18 protein-coding genes are annotated in these 18,610 nt (G+C 39.6%); 4 read left to right on the top strand and 14 right to left on the bottom strand.

Features of this window, described 5'->3' with window-relative positions; translation table 11 throughout:
• Window positions 1-7: 7 nt before the first annotated feature.
• Entirely contained in the window at window positions 8-592 is a 585-nt protein-coding gene (locus tag NE363_RS17820; protein ID WP_174725104.1) for a TetR/AcrR family transcriptional regulator, read from the bottom strand.
• Window positions 593-908: 316 nt separating this feature from the next.
• Here NE363_RS17820 and NE363_RS17825 point away from each other — a divergent pair, with 316 nt between their 5' ends.
• Complete coding sequence (locus tag NE363_RS17825) at window positions 909-1,610, top strand: SDR family NAD(P)-dependent oxidoreductase (RefSeq protein ID WP_019457949.1); 702 nt, start codon at window positions 909-911, stop codon at window positions 1,608-1,610.
• Window positions 1,611-1,919: 309 nt separating this feature from the next.
• On the opposite strand, the gene NE363_RS17830 is transcribed toward NE363_RS17825, so the two are convergent.
• On the bottom strand, window positions 1,920-2,393 hold the full coding sequence (locus NE363_RS17830) for a DUF4844 domain-containing protein (RefSeq protein ID WP_445536398.1): 474 nt from the start codon (window positions 2,391-2,393) through the stop codon (window positions 1,920-1,922).
• A gap of 129 nt (window positions 2,394-2,522) precedes the next feature.
• Window positions 2,523-3,752, bottom strand: a complete 1,230-nt coding sequence (locus NE363_RS17835) for a beta-ketoacyl synthase N-terminal-like domain-containing protein (RefSeq protein ID WP_445535554.1) — start codon at window positions 3,750-3,752, stop codon at window positions 2,523-2,525.
• Between the two features lie 679 nt (window positions 3,753-4,431).
• Between NE363_RS17835 and NE363_RS17840 the strand changes: the two genes are divergently transcribed.
• Both NE363_RS17840 and NE363_RS17845 read left to right on the top strand, forming a co-directional pair.
• Window positions 4,432-4,716 (top strand): hypothetical protein, encoded by a 285-nt coding sequence (locus NE363_RS17840; RefSeq protein ID WP_046127467.1) that lies wholly within the window; start codon window positions 4,432-4,434, stop codon window positions 4,714-4,716.
• A 192-nt stretch (window positions 4,717-4,908) separates the two neighbouring features.
• Complete coding sequence (locus NE363_RS17845) at window positions 4,909-5,253, top strand: hypothetical protein (RefSeq protein WP_445535555.1); 345 nt, start codon at window positions 4,909-4,911, stop codon at window positions 5,251-5,253.
• A gap of 221 nt (window positions 5,254-5,474) precedes the next feature.
• Here the strand turns inward: NE363_RS17845 and NE363_RS17850 are convergent, their stop codons facing one another.
• The 10 genes from NE363_RS17850 to NE363_RS17895 all read right to left on the bottom strand — a co-directional run bounded on the left by NE363_RS17850 (window position 5,475) and on the right by NE363_RS17895 (window position 15,054).
• Window positions 5,475-5,975 carry an NUDIX hydrolase gene (locus NE363_RS17850; RefSeq protein ID WP_445535556.1) on the bottom strand — a complete coding sequence of 167 codons (501 nt, stop codon included), beginning with the start codon at window positions 5,973-5,975 and terminating at the stop codon, window positions 5,475-5,477.
• Between the two features lie 267 nt (window positions 5,976-6,242).
• Window positions 6,243-6,752: a GNAT family N-acetyltransferase gene (locus tag NE363_RS17855; RefSeq protein WP_343569941.1), complete on the bottom strand. Its 510-nt coding sequence runs from the start codon at window positions 6,750-6,752 to the stop codon at window positions 6,243-6,245.
• 374 nt (window positions 6,753-7,126) lie between these two features.
• Window positions 7,127-7,552, bottom strand: coding sequence for a hypothetical protein (locus tag NE363_RS17860; protein WP_445535557.1), 426 nt, complete (start codon window positions 7,550-7,552; stop codon window positions 7,127-7,129).
• Between the two features lie 57 nt (window positions 7,553-7,609).
• A complete protein-coding gene (locus NE363_RS17865; protein ID WP_031952078.1) occupies window positions 7,610-8,185 on the bottom strand; it encodes a DUF4126 domain-containing protein in 576 nt (191 codons plus the stop codon).
• Between the two features lie 122 nt (window positions 8,186-8,307).
• Window positions 8,308-8,442, bottom strand: coding sequence for a zinc ribbon-containing protein (locus NE363_RS17870; RefSeq protein WP_001983336.1), 135 nt, complete (start codon window positions 8,440-8,442; stop codon window positions 8,308-8,310).
• 390 nt (window positions 8,443-8,832) lie between these two features.
• Window positions 8,833-9,312: a DUF2569 domain-containing protein gene (locus tag NE363_RS17875; protein WP_133223994.1), complete on the bottom strand. Its 480-nt coding sequence runs from the start codon at window positions 9,310-9,312 to the stop codon at window positions 8,833-8,835.
• Between the two features lie 105 nt (window positions 9,313-9,417).
• A complete protein-coding gene (gene acnD / locus NE363_RS17880; protein ID WP_445535558.1) occupies window positions 9,418-12,024 on the bottom strand; it encodes a Fe/S-dependent 2-methylisocitrate dehydratase AcnD in 2,607 nt (868 codons plus the stop codon).
• Window positions 12,024-13,181: a bifunctional 2-methylcitrate synthase/citrate synthase gene (prpC, locus tag NE363_RS17885; RefSeq protein WP_077169730.1), complete on the bottom strand. Its 1,158-nt coding sequence runs from the start codon at window positions 13,179-13,181 to the stop codon at window positions 12,024-12,026. The genes acnD and prpC overlap by 1 nt, the downstream gene beginning before the upstream one ends.
• Window positions 13,182-13,466: 285 nt before the next feature.
• Window positions 13,467-14,351, bottom strand: coding sequence for a methylisocitrate lyase (gene prpB, locus NE363_RS17890; protein ID WP_004706036.1), 885 nt, complete (start codon window positions 14,349-14,351; stop codon window positions 13,467-13,469).
• Window positions 14,344-15,054 (bottom strand): GntR family transcriptional regulator, encoded by a 711-nt coding sequence (locus tag NE363_RS17895; RefSeq protein ID WP_001153627.1) that lies wholly within the window; start codon window positions 15,052-15,054, stop codon window positions 14,344-14,346. The genes prpB and NE363_RS17895 overlap by 8 nt, the downstream gene beginning before the upstream one ends.
• Window positions 15,055-15,568: 514 nt before the next feature.
• Between NE363_RS17895 and NE363_RS17900 the strand changes: the two genes are divergently transcribed.
• Window positions 15,569-16,783, top strand: a complete 1,215-nt coding sequence (locus NE363_RS17900) for an amino acid aminotransferase (RefSeq protein ID WP_004706039.1) — start codon at window positions 15,569-15,571, stop codon at window positions 16,781-16,783.
• Window positions 16,784-16,831: 48 nt separating this feature from the next.
• On the opposite strand, the gene dld is transcribed toward NE363_RS17900, so the two are convergent.
• Window positions 16,832-18,538: a D-lactate dehydrogenase gene (dld, locus tag NE363_RS17905; RefSeq protein WP_445535559.1), complete on the bottom strand. Its 1,707-nt coding sequence runs from the start codon at window positions 18,536-18,538 to the stop codon at window positions 16,832-16,834.
• Window positions 18,539-18,610 lie beyond the last annotated feature (72 nt).

Here is an 18,610-nt window from a genome sequence, read left to right on the forward strand (position 1 = left end):
ATGAGTTTTATAAAACGTTTAAAGCAACCTCGACTACATCCATTAAACATTGCTTTCTTTGTTCAACTGGACTGCCTTTCCCTAAAACACGTAAACCTTGCATAGTGTTTAGAAAGAAACTTGCTAATGCACGCGGGTTTTGGGTAGAAGTAATTTCACCAGATTGTTGAGCTTTAATTAATAAACTCTCTAAAGCATGTTGAAGTTTCTGTAGGTTACTTGCAACGAATTGAGAGACATCTTCATCATGCCCAGCCAGTTCTAAACAAGCATTTGCTACAAGACAGCCTTTGTGTTCTGAATCATTCAGCTCATCTTCAACCACATTTATCAATAATTGCCGAATCAGTGCTTTTGGTGAACCTGAACCAGACAACAGCTTCACATTGTTAAGCGTGGTTAAAAGTTCATAACGCTGTAACGCTTTTTGATAAAGACCCTGTTTGTTTTGAAAGGTACTGTAAAGGCTACTTCTAGATAGCCCCGTACCATCAACCAAGTCTTGAACTGAAGTTGCAGCATAACCACGACGCCAAAAAACCTGCATTGCAGCATCAGCAATTTCATCAGTTTCAAATTCTTTGGTTCGCATAAACACACTTAACAGGAACGATCGTTCCAATTAATTTAAAATAGACTAATAAAGAAGTCAAACTAAAAAATTATTTGATAGGTAAACATTTCTGCAATTTGAAAATGACGACTCTATATTTTTTATAAAATTAAAAATATTTAATAAAAGCTATGCCATCCGGACTATTCAAACCAAACTGATTGATGAGTGTTTTTCATATTTTTGACTTGTTCTTTCTGCATTATTTTTAGATTTAATTTTTTCGCTTGAATACATTATAAAAACATATTATAAACTATTTCTAACCAAATAATTGGTTTTTTGGAACTTTATAATGAACAACAATATTATAATTTTTGGTTATGGAACAGGTATTTCCAAAGCCGTAGCACATAAGTTTGGTAAAGAAGGCTATAAAATCGGTTTAGTGGCACGTAATGCTGAAAAACTCGAAAAAGCCATTTTAGAACTTAAAACACAAGGTATTGAAGCTTACGCTTTTACATGTGATTTAGCGGTTCTTGAAGATATACCAAACCTTATTAAACGTATTAAAGATCAATTAGGAGAGATTAAAAATATTCATTGGAATGCTTTCCATGATATTGAAGGCAATATCTTAAAAACCCCTCCATTAGAGCTTACTAAAAGTTTTCATATTCGTGTTTCGAGCTATATTGCGACGGTACAAGCTTGCTTACGTGATTTAGAAAAGAACCACGGTAGTATTTTATCGACAAATGGAATTTTTGCTTTCGATGCAGTGGGCATCGACTTGGTTGCCAAAGAATATTCATCGTTAGCAACCACCGCTGCCGCTCAATACAAGGCCACCAACTTACTTGCTCATAGTCTTGCTGACTCAAATGTTTATGTGAGCCAAGTGATTGTAAACGGTTTCGTAGATGGAACACCTGAAGCGAAGGATAAAACCTACGCGGTACATCCAGAAACAGTTGCAGATCAGTTCTGGTACTTACACCAGCATAAACAAGAAACGGTTTCTCTGTGTGGTGAAGCCATTCAAGCTGCTTAAACTATGTCTTATGATTGAATAGAAATGACTACTTTAATCTGGCTAGTAGCAAGAATTTAATAGCTGATGAAAAGCAAATTAGGCATAGGAGAAGCGTATAAAATACGCTTCTTTATATTTGATTGAATATAAGGTCAAATACTTAGATTTATACAGTTTTTATCTATGTAAAAACTCTTTTTTTCAGCTTTTTACGTGATTTTTGACTACGAGCAACTTTAGTTTGAAATACTTGTATTAGCTGTTCTGAATTCATTTTATCTGAACTATAAATAGTATCTCAGTCCGCATAATTACAGTTGTCAAAACTTAATGTTGATCCTGCTCTAATAACTTACCTATTGCTTCACCGTATACCCATTTATTTAAAATTCCTTCGGAACTTTCTAGGCCTACAATATCGAGAAAACTTTCAAATGTTGTTGCCACTTGTTCTCGATCTTCTGTATCAAGCGTATCAGGATCGATTTGACTGATTCCATGAGCAAGGACATGTAAAAGTTCGGCCTTGGTTGGCTCATTCTTTTGTTGATAGAGAGTAATAAAAGCTTGCGCAGTATCAGCAACTTTGCGATTTAAACTTATAGCTAATGCAGGCTCTTGAACACCCGTATATAGCTGTCCATCTCCAGTAAAATGATCTTGTGTTTTAAACTGTTCTAATTGTTGAATGACAATAGAATTAGAATTTTTAATACTCATTTCGGTTTTATTCTCACTTTTTTGAGCACAAGAAACTTGTGAACTTAAGATGACCATGACTAATACTAAAATTTTTTTCATCTTTCTATTAATTTTTAATTTAAAGACAGTAAATATAAACCAATTTAACCATAAATTTCGATTACTTATAAAACTGTAGGGGCCACTTTTTATTCTTTTTCTAAAGCCCATATATATTTCGTATTTAAATTACCCTTCCCATTTTCTAAAAACCAGACATGTATTTACCCCACCAAAACCAAAGCTATTACTCATGACTGTTTTGAGTTCAGTTTCTCGGCTTGTTTGAACAATATCGAACTTTTTAGCTTCTTCGCGCAGTTCGGTAATATTAATACTCGGCGCAATAAAGTTATTTTGCAGCATTAAAATAGAATAAATAGCTTCGTGTACGCCTGCTGCACCCAAACTATGCCCCGTCATGGACTTGGTCGAACTGAGTGGCGGTACTTTTTCGCCACCAAAAGCTCTTTCTATAGCCAATAGTTCGGGAATGTCACCTGCCGGCGTTGAAGTCCCATGCGTGTTGATATAGTCGATGGTGTCAGAGCCGTTTTGTTTGGCTTCTGCGAGTGCCAGTTTAATGCAGCGCGTCGCGCCTTCACCGCTCGGAGCCACCATATCGACACCGTCACTATTGGCAGCATAGCCAACCACTTCTGCCAAAATTTTTGCTCCGCGTTTTTGGGCATGACTTAAAGACTCCAAAACCACCATGCCACCGCCGCCAGCGATCACAAAGCCATCGTTATCTTTTGAATATGGGCGTGAAGCCGTTTCTGGTGCATCGTTATATTTAGAGCATAAGGCGCCCATCGCATCGAATATTGCGGTTTGCGACCAATGGTCTTCTTCGCCGCCGCCAGCGAGCATGAGGTCTTGTTTACCAGCGGCAATAAGGTGATATGCATAGCCAATTGCATCGGCTGAAGTCGCACAGGCACTCGCAACGGATTGAGATATACCTTTTAGGTTGAAAGCATTTGCTAAGTTAGAACTAACCGTATTTGTAAGATAGCGTGATGCTAAATAAGGTGATACTTCGTTTGCGCCTTTTTCTTTTAAGCTATGCAGCATGTCGATGATAGACGCTGTCGAACTGCCACCTGTGCCTCCAATCACGCCATATTTTGAGTTGTTGGCAATGTCATTTACATTAAGATCGGCATGTTGTAGCGCATCGAGTGCCGAGTTGTAAGCATACATGGCGCAAACGCCCATGTGTTTTTTTAGTTCTGGATTAATATTTTCAAAATTCATTTCGGCATTGGCACTCACATGACTTCGAAAGTTTAGTTTTGCATAGACATCGTTATAGCGAATGCCAGAGCGGCCTGCTTTTAAGGACTCGGTTACTGTCTCTAATGTATTTCCAATACAAGAATTAATTCCCATACCTGTGATGACAACTCGTTCCATTCTTATCTCTATAAAAACGACAAAAATAGATCTTAACAATCAAGTTCTTTTTTGGAACTGGCAAAATATTTCTATATTTATTATTTTTTCTCATCGAATATAAATAAAAAGTTAATAATAATATTTTTATTTTAAAATCTATTTAATTTTATTATTAAATCAAAAATATTTTAAATATTAAATTGACGTATTTAAAATCACCGATTATTATCTCGTTGCTGGCCTACATTGCCAGACGGTTTTGACAGACCGTAACCTCGTAGCGGTTTATAGTACAATCTATAAATCGTTAGACCCTTGCGTCCCCTTTCTTTGCGGTAGGACGGGAGGGGGACGCCCCGCGCGTGCTGGTTCTACGAGGCCAGTCTGTCAACCCCTTTCCGTTCTACCACCCAAATTAATTCGCGGTGATTTGGTGGTAGAACTCCATAATTTTAAGGAGTTGACCATGACGTTTTTTAATCTCGTTTTCTCTGTTTTTTAACTATTTTATTGATTTAAAATTTAGGTTTTTACGCCTTATTTTTTTAAATTTATAAACTATTTTTATTTTAAAATTTTAATTATTTTATTTTCCTGTATTTATAGGAGGATTAACTTTTATTTATAAAATTATTTTAAATCTCAAAGTCATTATATTTTTATTTTAGTTATACGCATAAATAATCATGAGAATAATATGAAAATTTATAAACCGCTTTTGGCTTTAAGTTTCATTCTAGGCAGCTACGGTGTTTCGATTTACGACCCAAAGACTCATCAGGAGTTTGAAAAAATTTGCCTGTCAGGTGGGCATAGCGAGTCGAGCTGTGACTGTATTTACCAGCGACTTGAGCAAGTCTACACCCCCAAGCTGATGCAAGGTCTAGAACATGTCAGTTTGCAAAGTCCTGTTCTCCCACAGGACTTTGCCCCTACTTTTTTAAGCACCATGCAGCGGTGTGACAAAAGTAGTCTGGGCTAAGCATTGGCTTAGCTCTTTATCTCTGTGTCGCAATGGTGTTGTACTTTAAATCAGCGCAAAAAATTAAAGTCTGTTGTGACACAGAGGCCTAAGTTGTTTGATTTGCCGAACGAGCATTTTTAAAAATCACATCAACTTTATAACCAATCCAGTTATGCTGTGCTTACATTCAACTTTTGAACATTTATTAGAATGAACCACACATGGGATGAATTTGAGCAAAGACTTATCACCTATAGAGATGTAAGGATTGATCTGGCAAGAGTTTTAGATGCTTATGAACTTCAAATAAAAGAACTTCTTCAACAAATTCAATTGTTAGCTTATGAAGAAACTTTACCTATATTTAATCAGTTATTTGAAATACAAGATCATTTAGCTACTGCCAAGTTTCGCTATGACTTCGACCTAAATGAAGCTTTAGATATATTCGTTTATCATTTCGATAGAGATGACAAAGCGCTGATAAGCCAATATTGGTACAAAAAATTCAAGCAAAACAAAGATATTCTTTGGCCTTTACCTCAAGACGAATAGTAGCTTGTACGTTTTATCCTACAAACTTTTAAGGTTTTTGCGGATTGGCGACACCCCTCTTTTTTCTTAATATGAAGTCATACAGGAACAGGATGTTCCGGAACATAAAACAACAATAATACGTTCAAGCACCAGGAGCGTGAGATACGACAGGAGTCATATCTAGTACCCAAATACGAAAAAGCCCAACAGGATGTTGGGCTTTTTTTATATCTGAATATTTAGGGTTTAAAAATTTCTGGCCGACTATCTATAAGAATACTAGGAATGTTGTTTGGATAAACAATTTCGTCAGTTTGTCTTAGTTCATCAAGCATCCACCACCGACTTTTATTAATCACAAGCTTTTCTTGTTCAGTCCAGTTCGATGTGTTCACTTCTTCATTCTTAATAAAAACAATAAAGAGTCTTTCATCAGCAGTCACAACTTCCGCACTTGGTAGCATCATTTTAAAATTGCGTGTTGCAACATGAGTGCCTACATTTTGCCTAACGACACCTAACTCTTCATAAAGTTCGCGGCAAGCTGCTTGCTCGAAGGTTTCCCCTTCTTCCAGTCCTCCACCTACGGTTGCCCAATGGGATTGTCCAGCTAAGGCATCATTTGTATGAGTGAATTGAAATAATAGGATTTGATGATTTTCATTAATAACCAATAGTCTTGAAGATTTTCTAATACGCATTCGATTTTTTCTTAAAGCAACAAGATGGCTATTATTCATATTCACTTTGAAAAGTTAAATCATTTCGCTATGTACGTTTTTTCCTACAAACTTTTAAGGATTTTGCGGATTGGCGACACTCTGCTTTTTTCCTAATATGAACTCATACAGGAACAGGATGTTCCGGAACATAAAACAACAATAATACGTTCAAGTACCAGGAGCGTGAGATACGACAGGAGTCATATCTAATCACCAAATACAAGAAAGCCCGACAGGATGTCGGGCTTTTTCTATTTACGTTAAAAATAATTTAAAAGAAAATTCTTATAGAGTTTTATACACCACATATCTTTGAACCACTTGATCAAGAGTAATTTCAGAATGAAGGCGGCCATTGTTTGCTTGAATGGTTTTTGCAGAAGCTAAATTAGATTTATAGCAATGTATATGTAACTCTGTTAGACCTAACCTCCACGCCTCCTCAATTGTAAGTTCCAACAATTTCGAGCCAAAATTCTGTCCACGTTTAGAGGGACGAATACCTAAACCAATATGCCCACCACAATATTCAATCTGTTCATTGAGTTTAAGGCGCAAGTTAGATGCACCAATAACTTCATTATCTTCTACTAACCAATATGTAATGTTAGGAACATGCCCTTCTTCTAGGGACTCCCCTTTTTCATAATCTCTCAGTTTATTCAAAAAACTTTCAAAATCTGTATGGTCAAACTCTGTGGTCAAAGGGTGGCGATCTTCATCTGCTAATTCATTAATATAGTTGTTATAACTTTCTTTAAACTTTAAATGAGGTTTTACCAACATAACGGTCATTTATTTATTTCTCCCAAAAAATTGTTCTTTTTACAATCAAACTTAAACATAACATATTGTTATCAATAACAACTCTTATTCTTCTCTCGACTCTAAATGGTTAGTTATAAAAGTAAGCCCCCTCTGTAACTACAAAATACCCCACACCACATTTCTAATGTAAGTTTTAACCTACAAACTTTTAGGGATTTTGCGGATTGGCGACACCCTTCTTTTTTCCTAATATGAAGTCATACAGGAACAGGATGTTCCGGAACATAAAACAACAATAATAGGTTCTAGCACCAGGAGCGTGAGATACGACAGGAGTCATATCTAATCACCAAATACGAAAAAGCCCAACAGGATGTCGGGCTTTTTTTATGGTCTAAAATTTATTTGGTAATTAGTTTCATATCTTCGTCTAACCACCAACGCTGAGCATAAATTAAAGGGTCATTCATTAAGATCATCTCAAGTGCCTGACTAATTTGGTTTATTTTATCGGATATATCTATTTTCTTAAAAAATCCTTTCCGAACAATAGGATTAAAAGGATTTATAAACACTAAAAATCCATTATCAAACTCCGCGTAATGGTTACATCCAATCCAAATATCTTTAAATTCATCATTCTTTAAAGGGATCAAATATCCCCAGTCTTCTTTTATAAAATCTGATACATCAAAGCCAGAATCAATTAATCTATTTGATAAATACTGAGCTAGTCTGTATCCCCAAATATGTTCTTCTTGACCAATTTCATTAGGAACACGGGGGAAATGATCTGAACGAAATTCAATATGTGTTTTTAAAGTCATTTTGATTATTCTTTTGCAAATGTACTGATATTCTCTGAATTTAATATATTTCCTTAATTACAAAGGACTATGCGCCTGTTCTTGCTTTTTATGGCGAATCCAACGCACCACCCAAATAACCGCAATCAGCACCACTATTGCCACAAGCGCAGGCACTAACATTGCTGAAACCGAAAGTAAGATTGCTCCAATCCACTCCCCTGTCGCCACAACAAAGTTCCCTAAACCACCTGTGGTTGCAGTCGAAACACCGCGTGCAGCGACGGTACTCATTTGCACAACACCTGCCGTACCACCGCCCACAATAATCGCTGCTGCCCAAGTAGCAAACTGAGACATTTCCCCACTACTCACAGCCATTGTGGTAAGCGTACCTGCAATCATCGCCGCAGGAGTTGCAACTGTGTCTAAAGCATTATCGACCCACGGAATATAGTAGGCTGCAATTTCACATACCGTTGCCACGCCTAAAGCCAAACACACCGATGGCAAAGCTAACCACTCAAAGCCTTTTGATGGCTCAAACCATCCCATCATGGTGGCGATGCTCATGACCAATAGCGGTACAAACACGCGAAAACCGCAGGCAGCGCTCAGGCCCACGCCAATACATAAACCCAATATTGTTTCCATAACGGTTTCCTTTTCATGCCCATCACGGGTCTTGTTATGTAAGTCTTATTTTTAAATTAACAAAAAGCCCCATCAGGTGACAGGGCTTTTTGTTAAATGCAAACGCAAATATTATTTCATTCTTAACGTTTAAATTGCGTGCAGTAGCATTTGGTGCAAGGTGGTAAAGGGTCGGTATTAATTTCTAAAAACACTCTATGACCGCACTGAGCACAGAAATAGAAGCCTGTTCCGGGTTTTTCGCCAGCTGTTACCATGATTACATTCCTATAATCGTATATATATTAAACAGGAATATAACCCACTTAAAGTGAATGTCAATTGTCCATTTCGCCCGATGATGATGGCATAAATGCAAAAAATGTTATTTGTACGATTTATCTTACACAGATTTAGGGATTTAGCGGATTGGCTACCCTCTGCTTTTTTTCTAATATGAACTCATACAGGAACAGGATGTTCCGGAACATAAAACAACAATAATAGGTTCATGCATCAGGATCGTGAGATACGACAGGAGTCATATCTAGCAACCAAATACGAAAAAGCCCGACAGGATGTCGGGCTTTTTTTATTTAAAACAATTATGATTTTAAAACCAAATTAAAATATAAAATTATTTCAATTAGAGTGGATTTAAAAAATATTTATTTCTCTACAAAAGTTGCTTTTACTCTTTTAGAAAACAGCATATATGGAATCCAAATCATTCCATAAAAGATACTTCTCATAAGCTCCTTTGAAGTATCGTTATCAAAAACCTCTTCATTAGGTAATATTAATTTTATTAATAATGCATCCACAAGAATAAGAATTATAATTAAAACGCAAAATGATATAAATAATTTTGGAAAAAGAGAATGTTTTCTAAAGAATAAGTATAGCAAAATAAAGGAAATTAAGACTAAAAGTATATTAGCTACTATTTCCCAAGAAAGATAATATTTCCAAAGTGGATGATAGTATGGAGAGTCAACTGAAGTTAATAAATTAAACACCCCTTCTGAAAACATAGGATAGTAAGTCTGGTAACCAGTTACAATCAGCCTAATAGGAGAAATAATTAAGGCTATCCCAACTAAAGTTAACCAACCACCTAATCCTTTTAATTTATTAATCTCATTCATCTTAATTATTAAGTACTAAATATAAGTTTGATTTATATTATATTAAGTTTATTTTTTCAACAAATAAGCCCCACTATTATGGGGCTTATTTAGTTATTTTAATGGCTAAGCCACTTGACCTTCTAAAAAGTCTTGTGCAAAACGCTGTAATACACCACCCGCTTCATATACAGAAACTTCTTCTTCTGTATCTAAACGGCAAGTCACAGGCACTTCAAGAATCTCTTCTTTACCATCCGCTGTAGCACGTTCAATCACTAAAGTTAAAGTTGAACGCGGCGCGATATTACCAATCACGCTATAAAGCTCTGTACCATCTAGTTTTAAAGTCTTGCGGTTTACACCCGGTTTAAACTCAAGTGGCAACACGCCCATACCCACCAAGTTGGTACGGTGAATACGCTCAAAACCTTCTGCCACAATCGCTTCAACACCTGCAAGACGTACACCTTTCGCAGCCCAGTCACGGCTTGAACCCTGACCGTAGTCAGCACCCGCGATAATGATTAACGGTTGCTTACGGTTCATGTAGGTTTCAATCGCTTCCCACATACGCATCACTTCGCCTTCTGGCTCTACACGCGCTTTTGAACCTTGCTTAATGGTACCGTCTGAGCGAACCACCATTTCGTTATAAAGTTTCGGGTTAGCAAATGTTGCACGTTGTGCAGTCAAATGGTCACCACGGTGCGTTGCGTATGAGTTGAAATCTTCTTCTGGTACGCCCATTTTATGAAGGTATTCACCCGCAGCCGAGTCCATCAAAATCGCATTTGAAGGCGACAAGTGGTCAGTAGTGATGTTGTCACCCAAAATCGCAAGCGGACGCATGTTCGCCAAAGTACGTGGTGCAGCCAACGCCCCTTCCCAATATGGCGGACGGCGGATGTAAGTACTTTGTGGACGCCAGTCGTAAAGCGGGCTCTTCGCTTGTTCAACTTCGCCCAAGTCAAACATTGGAATGTAGACTTTACGGAACTGTTCAGGCTTCACGGCTTCTTTTACTAATGCATCAATTTCAGCGTCAGATGGCCAGATGTCTTTGAGGTAAATCGGGTTACCTTCTTTGTCATGACCTAACGCATCTTTTTCGATGTCAAAACGAATGGTACCCGCAATTGCATACGCCACAACAAGCGGTGGAGATGCCAAGAATGCTTGTTTTGCATATGGATGGATACGGCCATCGAAGTTACGGTTACCAGACAGTACTGCTGTTGCGTACAGGTCACGGTCAATAATTTCTTGTTGGATAACTGGATCTAACGCACCAGACATACCGTTACATGTCGTACAAGCGTAAGCCACAATACCAAAACCAAGTTGCTCTAAGTCTTTTAGAACGCCTGCTTCTTCAAGGTAAAGTGCAGCCGCTTTTGAACCCGGTGCAAATGATGATTTCACCCAAGGTTTACGAACCAAACCAAGCTCATTTGCCTTACGTGCCAGCAAACCTGCCGCCACAGTGTTACGCGGGTTAGACGTATTGGTACATGAAGTAATTGCAGCAATAATGATTGCGCCATCTGGCATTAAGCCATCAGAACGGTTTTCAACAACACCCGCAATACCTTTTTCTTTTAAGTCCGCAGTTGAAACACGTGCATGTGGGTTTGATGGACCAGCAATGTTACGTGTTACTTTTGATAGGTCAAAACGTAGTACACGTGGGTACTCTGCTTTGGACATGTCAGATGCCCAAAGGCCGATTTCTTTTGCGTACTGTTCAACCAATGCCACTTGAGTATCTTCACGACCTGTGAGGCGTAAGTAGTCGATTGTGTTTTGGTCGATGTAGAACATCGCAGCAGTAGCGCCATACTCTGGTGTCATGTTCGAAATGGTTGCACGGTCGCCTACAGACATGCTGTCAGCACCTTCACCAAAGAACTCAAGGTAAGCACCCACTACGCGCTCTTTACGCAAGAACTCTGTTAAAGCAAGTACGATATCTGTTGCAGTAATGCCTGCTTGACGCTGACCTACAAACTCAACACCAATAATGTCTGGCAGACGCATCCAAGATGCACGGCCTAACATTACGTTTTCAGCTTCTAAGCCACCCACGCCCACAGAAATTACGCCCAAAGCATCTGTATGTGGCGTGTGTGAGTCTGTACCTACACATGTGTCTGGGAATGCCACGCCATCACGCGCCTGAATGACCGGAGACATTTTCTCTAGGTTAATCTGGTGCATAATGCCGTTCCCCGCAGGGATCACATCGACATTTTTAAATGCAGTTTTGGTCCACTCAATAAAGTGGAAACGGTCTTCGTTACGACGGTCTTCAACAGCACGGTTTTTTGCAAAAGCGTCTGGGTCAGCACCACCATATTCCACCGCTAAAGAGTGGTCGACAATAAGCTGAGTCGGCACAACTGGGTTAACTTTAGATGGGTCACCGCCTTTGTCAGCAATCGCATCACGCAAACCTGCAAGGTCAACCAATGCAGTTTGACCCAAGATATCATGACACACCACGCGCGCAGGATACCAAGGAAAGTCCAAGTCCTGACGGCGTTCAATTAACTGCGTTAAATAAGCAGTTAAGTTCTCGGCATCGGCACGGCGTACCAATTGCTCTGCGAGTACTTTAGAGGTGTAAGGCAGTTTTTCGTATGCGCCTGGCTGAATATCTTCAACGGCTTGACGCACGTCGTAATATTCAAGCTGGGTGCCTGCCAGCGGTTTACGGTATTTTGTGTTCATTAACCACGCTCCGCCAATGGTTTGAATTTGAGGTTTTCAGGGCCTGTGTAGTTCGCGCTTGGACGAATGATTTTGCCGTCTTGGCGTTGTTCAATCACGTGCGCTGACCAACCTGCTGTACGTGCAATTACGAACAATGGTGTGAACATAGCAGTTGGAACACCCATTAAGTGATAGCTCACCGCACTGAACCAGTCGAGGTTCGGGAACATGTTTTTCACTTCTTTCATCACTGCTTCTAAACGTTCAGCGATGAGGTACATTTTGGTGTTCTCTTGTGCTTCTGCTAAGTCATGCGCAACTTTCTTGATAACTTCGTTACGTGGGTCAGAAACTGTATATACAGGGTGACCGAAACCGATCACAACTTCTTTATTTTCAACACGTTTACGGATGTCAGCTTCTGCTTCATCAGCGTTGTCATAACGTTGTTGAATCACGAATGCAACTTCGTTTGCACCACCGTGCTTAGGTCCACGAAGTGCACCAATACCACCTGTAATTGCCGAGTACATGTCAGAACCTGTACCTGCAACCACACGTGACGTAAATGTAGATGCGTTAAACTCATGCTCAGCATACAAAATAAGTGAAGTATGCATTGCTTGAATCCATTCTTCAGATGGTTTTTCGCCATGAAGTAAATGTAAGAAATGCGCTGCAATTGAGTCGTCATCTGTTTCAGTTTCAATACGGCGACCGTTGTTGCTGAAGTGGTACCAATAAAGCAGCATTGAGCCTAGGCTTGCCATTAATTTATCAGCAATGTCTTTTGCGCCCGCTTCGTTATGGTCTTCGTGTTCTGGCGTTAAGCAACCTAGCACTGAAACACCAGTACGCATCACATCCATAGGGTGTGCAGATGGAGGAAGTTGTTCAAGTGCTGTTTTAAGTGCTGCAGGTAAACCACGAAGTGCTTTTAATTTTGCTTTATACGCTTTGAGTTCAGCTTTGTTTGGTAATTTGCCATGTACGAGCAAGTGAGCAACTTCTTCAAACTGGCTACCCGCTGCAAGGTCAAGAATGTCATAGCCACGATAGTGCAAGTCGTTACCGCTACGTCCTACGGTACAAAGTGCTGTGTTGCCTGCAACTTGTCCACTAAGTGCAACTGATTTTTTTGGTTTGAAGCCTGTTGTTGTTTCATTTGAGCTCATAAGATTGTCCTTTCCTATCTATCTGAATTTATTTATTAAGCACGACGGAGTCGTACCATTTTCACTTCTTATTTCAGGATTAACCTTCGGTTCGACCTACCTTACGAAACGATGTTTCTCATTTCGGGAAAAGTAGGCAAAACCATTGTCATCTGCAAAACTCGTCCACAACCATCGAATATCCTATCTATCGCAGAATCAATTTTAAAAAATGTAGTCCTGCCTCAAACAGTTGCAGATGACGCCTCCGAGTATCAGATTCCAATTAATCAACTTTTTAATTTATTACTTCTTTTTAGCAAATGCGTTGTCTAAGTAGTCTTCAAACGCATAGTAATTAATGCGTTCATATAGCTCTTTACGCGTTTGCATAATATCAACCACGTTCTTTTGAGTACCTTCTTTACGCAAGGTTTCATACACAGTTTCGGCTGCTTTGTTCATGGCACGGAAAGCAGAAAGCGGATAAAGCGCAAGGCTTACATCGGCAGATGCTAACTCTTCAGTAGTAAACAGTGGTGTAGAACCAAACTCTGTGATGTTTGCCAAAATTGGTGCGCCAGTCTTCTGAGCAAATTGCTTGTACATATCAAGCTCGGTAATTGCTTCAGGGAACAACATGTCTGCACCCGCTTCAATGTAGGCACCCGCACGGTCAATTGCAGCTTGTAAGCCATCTACAGCCAATGCATCGGTACGCGCCATAATCACGAAGCTGTCATCACCACGTGCATCGACTGCTGCTTTAATACGGTCAACCATTTCTTCTTGAGTCACAATGGCTTTGTTCGGACGGTGACCACAACGTTTTGCGCCCACTTGGTCTTCAATGTGCATTGCAGCGGCACCAAACTTGATCAGTGCTTTTGTAGTACGAGCAATGTTAAATGCAGAAGCACCAAAACCTGTGTCTGCATCAACCAATAATGGAAGATCACATACATCAGTAATACGGCGTACGTCTGTCAACACATCATCAAGGTTACTAATTCCCAAATCAGGTAAACCTAAAGAACCAGCGGCTACACCACCACCTGATAAGTAAATCGCTTTATAACCTGCACGTTTTGCCAAAAGTGCATGATTGGCGTTAATGGTTCCAACCACTTGTAATGGCTTTTCTTGGGCTACTGCATCGCGAAATAGCTGACCTGCGGATTGTTTAGCCATTGTTATGTTCTCCTTGTGCTTGTAGCAGTGTTTGCTCAATAATTTTGTAAGAAGCATTGATATGTCGATGCATGAGCAGCTCGGCAAGTTCACCATCGCCTTCTGCAATTGCATCTAAAATACGGATATGTTCGTCCCAAGCTTTGCTCGGTCGATCGGGTGTGTTTGAAAACTGAATTCGGTACATACGGATGAGGTGATAAAGCTCATCACATAGCATTTTTTCTAGGGTTTTATTGCCACTACTTTTGATAATGCAATAGTGAAAATCGTCCTGCCCTTCTTGCAAGTAATATCCTTTACCTGCTTTAAAGTTTTCATCTTCAGCATGCATACGCAAAACATCACGTAGCGCCAAAATTTGCTTTTTATCAATATGCTGTGCAGCAAGTTTGCAAGCCAACCCCTCTAAAGAAGCTCGAATTTGGTAAAGCTCTTTGAACTGTTGCAGTGAGAGCGAAACCACGCGCGCTCCCACATGTGCAGTACGCTCAACCAAACGTTGACCTTCAAGGCGATGAATTGCTTCACGCAAAGGCCCACGGCTAATGCCATAAGTCCGTGCCAGCTCAGGTTCAGAAATTTTGCTACCTGCCGGAATTTGACCCAAAACAATAGCCGTCTGTATTTGTTTAAATACATTCTCGGTCAGTGTTCTTCCCTGACTTTGTAGTGGCTCTGGTGCGAAGGTCAAATCTTGCATATTGTCGACAATTTTTAATCAATTATGGCTTTTATAGCGGTATGAATGAAAAAAATCAAGGTGATTGTTGACACTTTATAGAACGCATCAGGTCAATTTTTATCGTTAGGGCTGACATTTCACCTTATATTTAAAGCATTACACCAACTTCAATTTAATATTTATAAAACAATAATTTAGCTTCAATTTATCTATAGTTTTATGACTATTTATAGCTTGCTTTTTAGTCAATAAACTTTTGTTTCAAACTTTAGTCTACAACCAATGTATTACAGCAAGATTGTAGACAATCTGCTTGAATGAAAGCATGAGTTATAAATTAGTATCTATTTACCGTAATTTCTTTTAAAACTTTTTATTATTTTCAGCCAGAAAATATCGATATTAGTGAAATTATCAGGTGCTTCACGGTAGCTTTATTGATACATTATTGAACATCGACATAGTTGTGGCGTATTTTTCGAGACAGAAAAAACCAGCACTATGCATATTGTTGAATGAAAGGACTTTTTTGATGTTTCAACATATCCCCCCATACGCAGGCGATCCAATTCTCTCTTTAATGGAACAGTTCAATGCTGATACTCGTTCTGAAAAAGTAAACTTGAGTATTGGTCTTTATTATAACGAAGACAGTATTGTTCCTCAGTTAGAGACCATTATTGAGGCGCAAAAGCGTATTGAGCCTAAAAACGGTAAAACCAAACTTTATTTGCCAATGGAAGGCTTCAAACCTTACCGTGAAGCAATTCAAGCACTTTTATTTGGTGCAAACAGCCCAGCAGTTAAAGCTGGTCGTGCTGTAACCATCCAAACGCTTGGTGGTTCAGGTGCATTGAAAGTTGGTGCAGATTTCTTAAAAACTTATTTCCCAAATTCTGACGTTTGGGTAAGCCAACCAACTTGGGATAACCACGTTGCGATTTTCAATGGCGCTGGCATCAAAACTCATTTCTACCCATATTTCGATAACGAAACACGTGGTGTAGATTTTGACGGTATGCTTTCTACACTTAAAACTTTGCCTGAGCAAAGCATTGTGTTGTTGCACCCATGCTGCCACAACCCAACGGGTGCTGACTTAAACCCAGCACAGTGGGATCAAGTGATTGCAGTATTAAAAGACCGTAACCTTATTCCATTCCTAGACATCGCTTACCAAGGTTTTGGTGACGGTATGGAAGAAGATGCGTATGCAATCCGTGCTTTAGACCAAGCGGGTCTAAACTTCATTGTGAGCAACTCGTTCTCTAAAATCTTCTCTTTATATGGCGAGCGCGTTGGCGGCTTAACTTTCGTATGTGATGATGCAGAAGCTGCTCAGTGCACATTTGGTCAGTTAAAAGCGACTGTACGCCGTATTTACTCTAGCCCTCCTACTACAGGCGCTTGGTTAGTTGATGAAGTGTTAAATGACGCTGAACTTAACCAACAATGGCAAGGTGAAGTGAAAGAGATGCGTGAGCGTATTATTAAAATGCGTAGCATCTTGAAAGACGAACTTACTAAAGCATTACCAGACCGTGACTTTAGCTACCTTGTAAACCAAAAAGGTATGTTCAGCTACACTGGTTTAACTGCTGAACAAGTTGATATCTTGCGTGAAGAATATGCAATCTACTTAGTACGTAGTGGTCGTATTTGTGTAGCAGGCTTAAACATGAACAATGTTTATACTGTTGCTAAAGCGATGGCTGAAGTACTTGCTAAATCAGTAGAAGCTGCATAAGACATCTATAAAAAAAGGCGCTTCGGCGCCTTTTTTTATGTCTCGATATTAAGATTTAGCTTTGCCCCAATATTTCAGTTTTGAGGTATGCCCAATCCCCACATTAAAGCTATTGGTTGGGTCGAGTTTTTGATAGAAGTTCGCTAATGCAGGTTTGGCAATGTAAAGATGCCCAACATTATGCTCTGCTGGATATTCAGCACGGCGCGCGTCTAACAACTTCCACATTTGATGTTCCATTTCTAACGGGTCATTGCCCTTTTTAAGAATATAGTCCTGATGGAACACATGGCAAAAGAAATGCCCATAATAGAGCTTATGGAGAATTTTATTTTCCATTTCAGCAGGTAGTTGCTCTACCCATTCACGATCATTACGACGTAAGGCAATATCAAGCGCCACAATATCTTCAACTTCACTACGGTGCGTATCACGATAACGAATTGCAGCTCCTGCAATCGCAAAACGGTGTAAGAACGCCTTTCGTCCTTCCTCTTCACTACATACGAAATAGTGACCTGACGGATGCACTGCAAAATATTCTTTTAAAAACTGCTCGGTCTGAGCTTTTGAATTATTTTCAACACGTAAAACTAAATGGTGCTCATAACGATCTCGATATTCAGTCATACGCTTAGGCAAATGATTCGGTAAAAAAAAGGTAATGGCCTGTAAAATATGATCCGTTAAGCCTTTAATTTTAAATCGTTCTAAAAAGCCATCGACTTTGTCTTTCATCGCAAAAGCTTTTGGAACATTGGCTGTACCAAATTTTTCAATAAATAAGAACGTGTCTTTCCCGTACTTTTCACCAATTAAATAAGCATCGCGGTGAATATACTCACCTGCAATCGGTAGACTTGGCAGTGAAGTCAGTAAATAACGGCGAATCGCTGTTAAATCATCAGCATCATTAGTACCAATATAAAAGACATTACTTTCTACTTTTTCATAAGTATCAAGGCGTACAGCAAACACACAGACTTTACCTGCCGAACCCGATGCCTCAAACAAACGTGACGGATCTGCATTAAAACGGGCAGGCGTATCTTCATCAACTTGGGTTACATCGTGCGCATAGCGATGGTCCGATGCCTGCTTTTCGCTATCATCTAAAATATCTACGGCTTGATATTGCTGCTTCTCTAAACGCGTCAAAATCTCTTCGGGAGTCGAACCTAAATTCACCCCTAAATGGTTCACTAGTTCTAATTGACCAGCAGCATTCACCTGAGCATATAACGCCAGTTCAGTATACGCAGGACCACGACGTACCAACGCACCACCAGAGTTATTACACACCCCACCCAGTACCGATGCTCCAATACACGATGAACCAATTACTGAATGCGGTTCACGGTCATAACCTTTTAAAATTTGCTCTAAATTATCTAAGGTCGCACCCGGTAAACAAATCACTTGCTTACCGTCATGAATAACTTGAATGCCCTTTAAACGGCGGGTACTCATCACTAAAACAGGACGGTCATAATCATCGCCATATGGGGTTGAACCACCAGTAAGCCCTGTATTGGCCGCCTGCATAATGACAATACAGTCTGCCTCAATAGCAGCTTGAAGTACCTGCCATTGCTCTAGCAAGGTTCCTGGCACCACTACAGCAAGCACTTTCCCCTCACCAAAACGACGACCTTGGCGGTACTGACGCGTGCTTTGATCATCGATCAACACATGCGAACGCCCTACAATATTTTGTAAACGTTCGATCACTGCTTGAGGAGAAAATGTTTGCATGATGGTTTCCCTTTGGTCATCCCTACCACATAGTTTTTTAAAAATCAGAAAAGCTCAAGGGAGTTTTTCCAT

This window comes from Acinetobacter sp. G18 (genome assembly GCF_052660225.1).

What these genes read in the sequence shown, in the direction of transcription:
- NE363_RS17820 (WP_174725104.1), bottom strand. Translation starts at nt 592, where the DNA reads ATGCGAACCAAAGAATTTGAAACTGATGAAATTGCTGATGCTGCAATG.
- NE363_RS17825 (WP_019457949.1), top strand. Translation starts at nt 909, where the DNA reads ATGAACAACAATATTATAATTTTTGGTTATGGAACAGGTATTTCCAAA.
- NE363_RS17830 (WP_445536398.1), bottom strand. Translation starts at nt 2,393, where the DNA reads ATGAAAAAAATTTTAGTATTAGTCATGGTCATCTTAAGTTCACAAGTT.
- NE363_RS17835 (WP_445535554.1), bottom strand. Translation starts at nt 3,752, where the DNA reads ATGGAACGAGTTGTCATCACAGGTATGGGAATTAATTCTTGTATTGGA.
- NE363_RS17840 (WP_046127467.1), top strand. Translation starts at nt 4,432, where the DNA reads ATGAAAATTTATAAACCGCTTTTGGCTTTAAGTTTCATTCTAGGCAGC.
- NE363_RS17845 (WP_445535555.1), top strand. Translation starts at nt 4,909, where the DNA reads ATGAACCACACATGGGATGAATTTGAGCAAAGACTTATCACCTATAGA.
- NE363_RS17850 (WP_445535556.1), bottom strand. Translation starts at nt 5,975, where the DNA reads ATGAATAATAGCCATCTTGTTGCTTTAAGAAAAAATCGAATGCGTATT.
- NE363_RS17855 (WP_343569941.1), bottom strand. Translation starts at nt 6,752, where the DNA reads ATGACCGTTATGTTGGTAAAACCTCATTTAAAGTTTAAAGAAAGTTAT.
- NE363_RS17860 (WP_445535557.1), bottom strand. Translation starts at nt 7,552, where the DNA reads ATGACTTTAAAAACACATATTGAATTTCGTTCAGATCATTTCCCCCGT.
- NE363_RS17865 (WP_031952078.1), bottom strand. Translation starts at nt 8,185, where the DNA reads ATGGAAACAATATTGGGTTTATGTATTGGCGTGGGCCTGAGCGCTGCC.
- NE363_RS17870 (WP_001983336.1), bottom strand. Translation starts at nt 8,442, where the DNA reads ATGGTAACAGCTGGCGAAAAACCCGGAACAGGCTTCTATTTCTGTGCT.
- NE363_RS17875 (WP_133223994.1), bottom strand. Translation starts at nt 9,312, where the DNA reads ATGAATGAGATTAATAAATTAAAAGGATTAGGTGGTTGGTTAACTTTA.
- acnD (WP_445535558.1), bottom strand. Translation starts at nt 12,024, where the DNA reads ATGAACACAAAATACCGTAAACCGCTGGCAGGCACCCAGCTTGAATAT.
- prpC (WP_077169730.1), bottom strand. Translation starts at nt 13,181, where the DNA reads ATGAGCTCAAATGAAACAACAACAGGCTTCAAACCAAAAAAATCAGTT.
- prpB (WP_004706036.1), bottom strand. Translation starts at nt 14,351, where the DNA reads ATGGCTAAACAATCCGCAGGTCAGCTATTTCGCGATGCAGTAGCCCAA.
- NE363_RS17895 (WP_001153627.1), bottom strand. Translation starts at nt 15,054, where the DNA reads ATGCAAGATTTGACCTTCGCACCAGAGCCACTACAAAGTCAGGGAAGA.
- NE363_RS17900 (WP_004706039.1), top strand. Translation starts at nt 15,569, where the DNA reads ATGTTTCAACATATCCCCCCATACGCAGGCGATCCAATTCTCTCTTTA.
- dld (WP_445535559.1), bottom strand. Translation starts at nt 18,538, where the DNA reads ATGCAAACATTTTCTCCTCAAGCAGTGATCGAACGTTTACAAAATATT.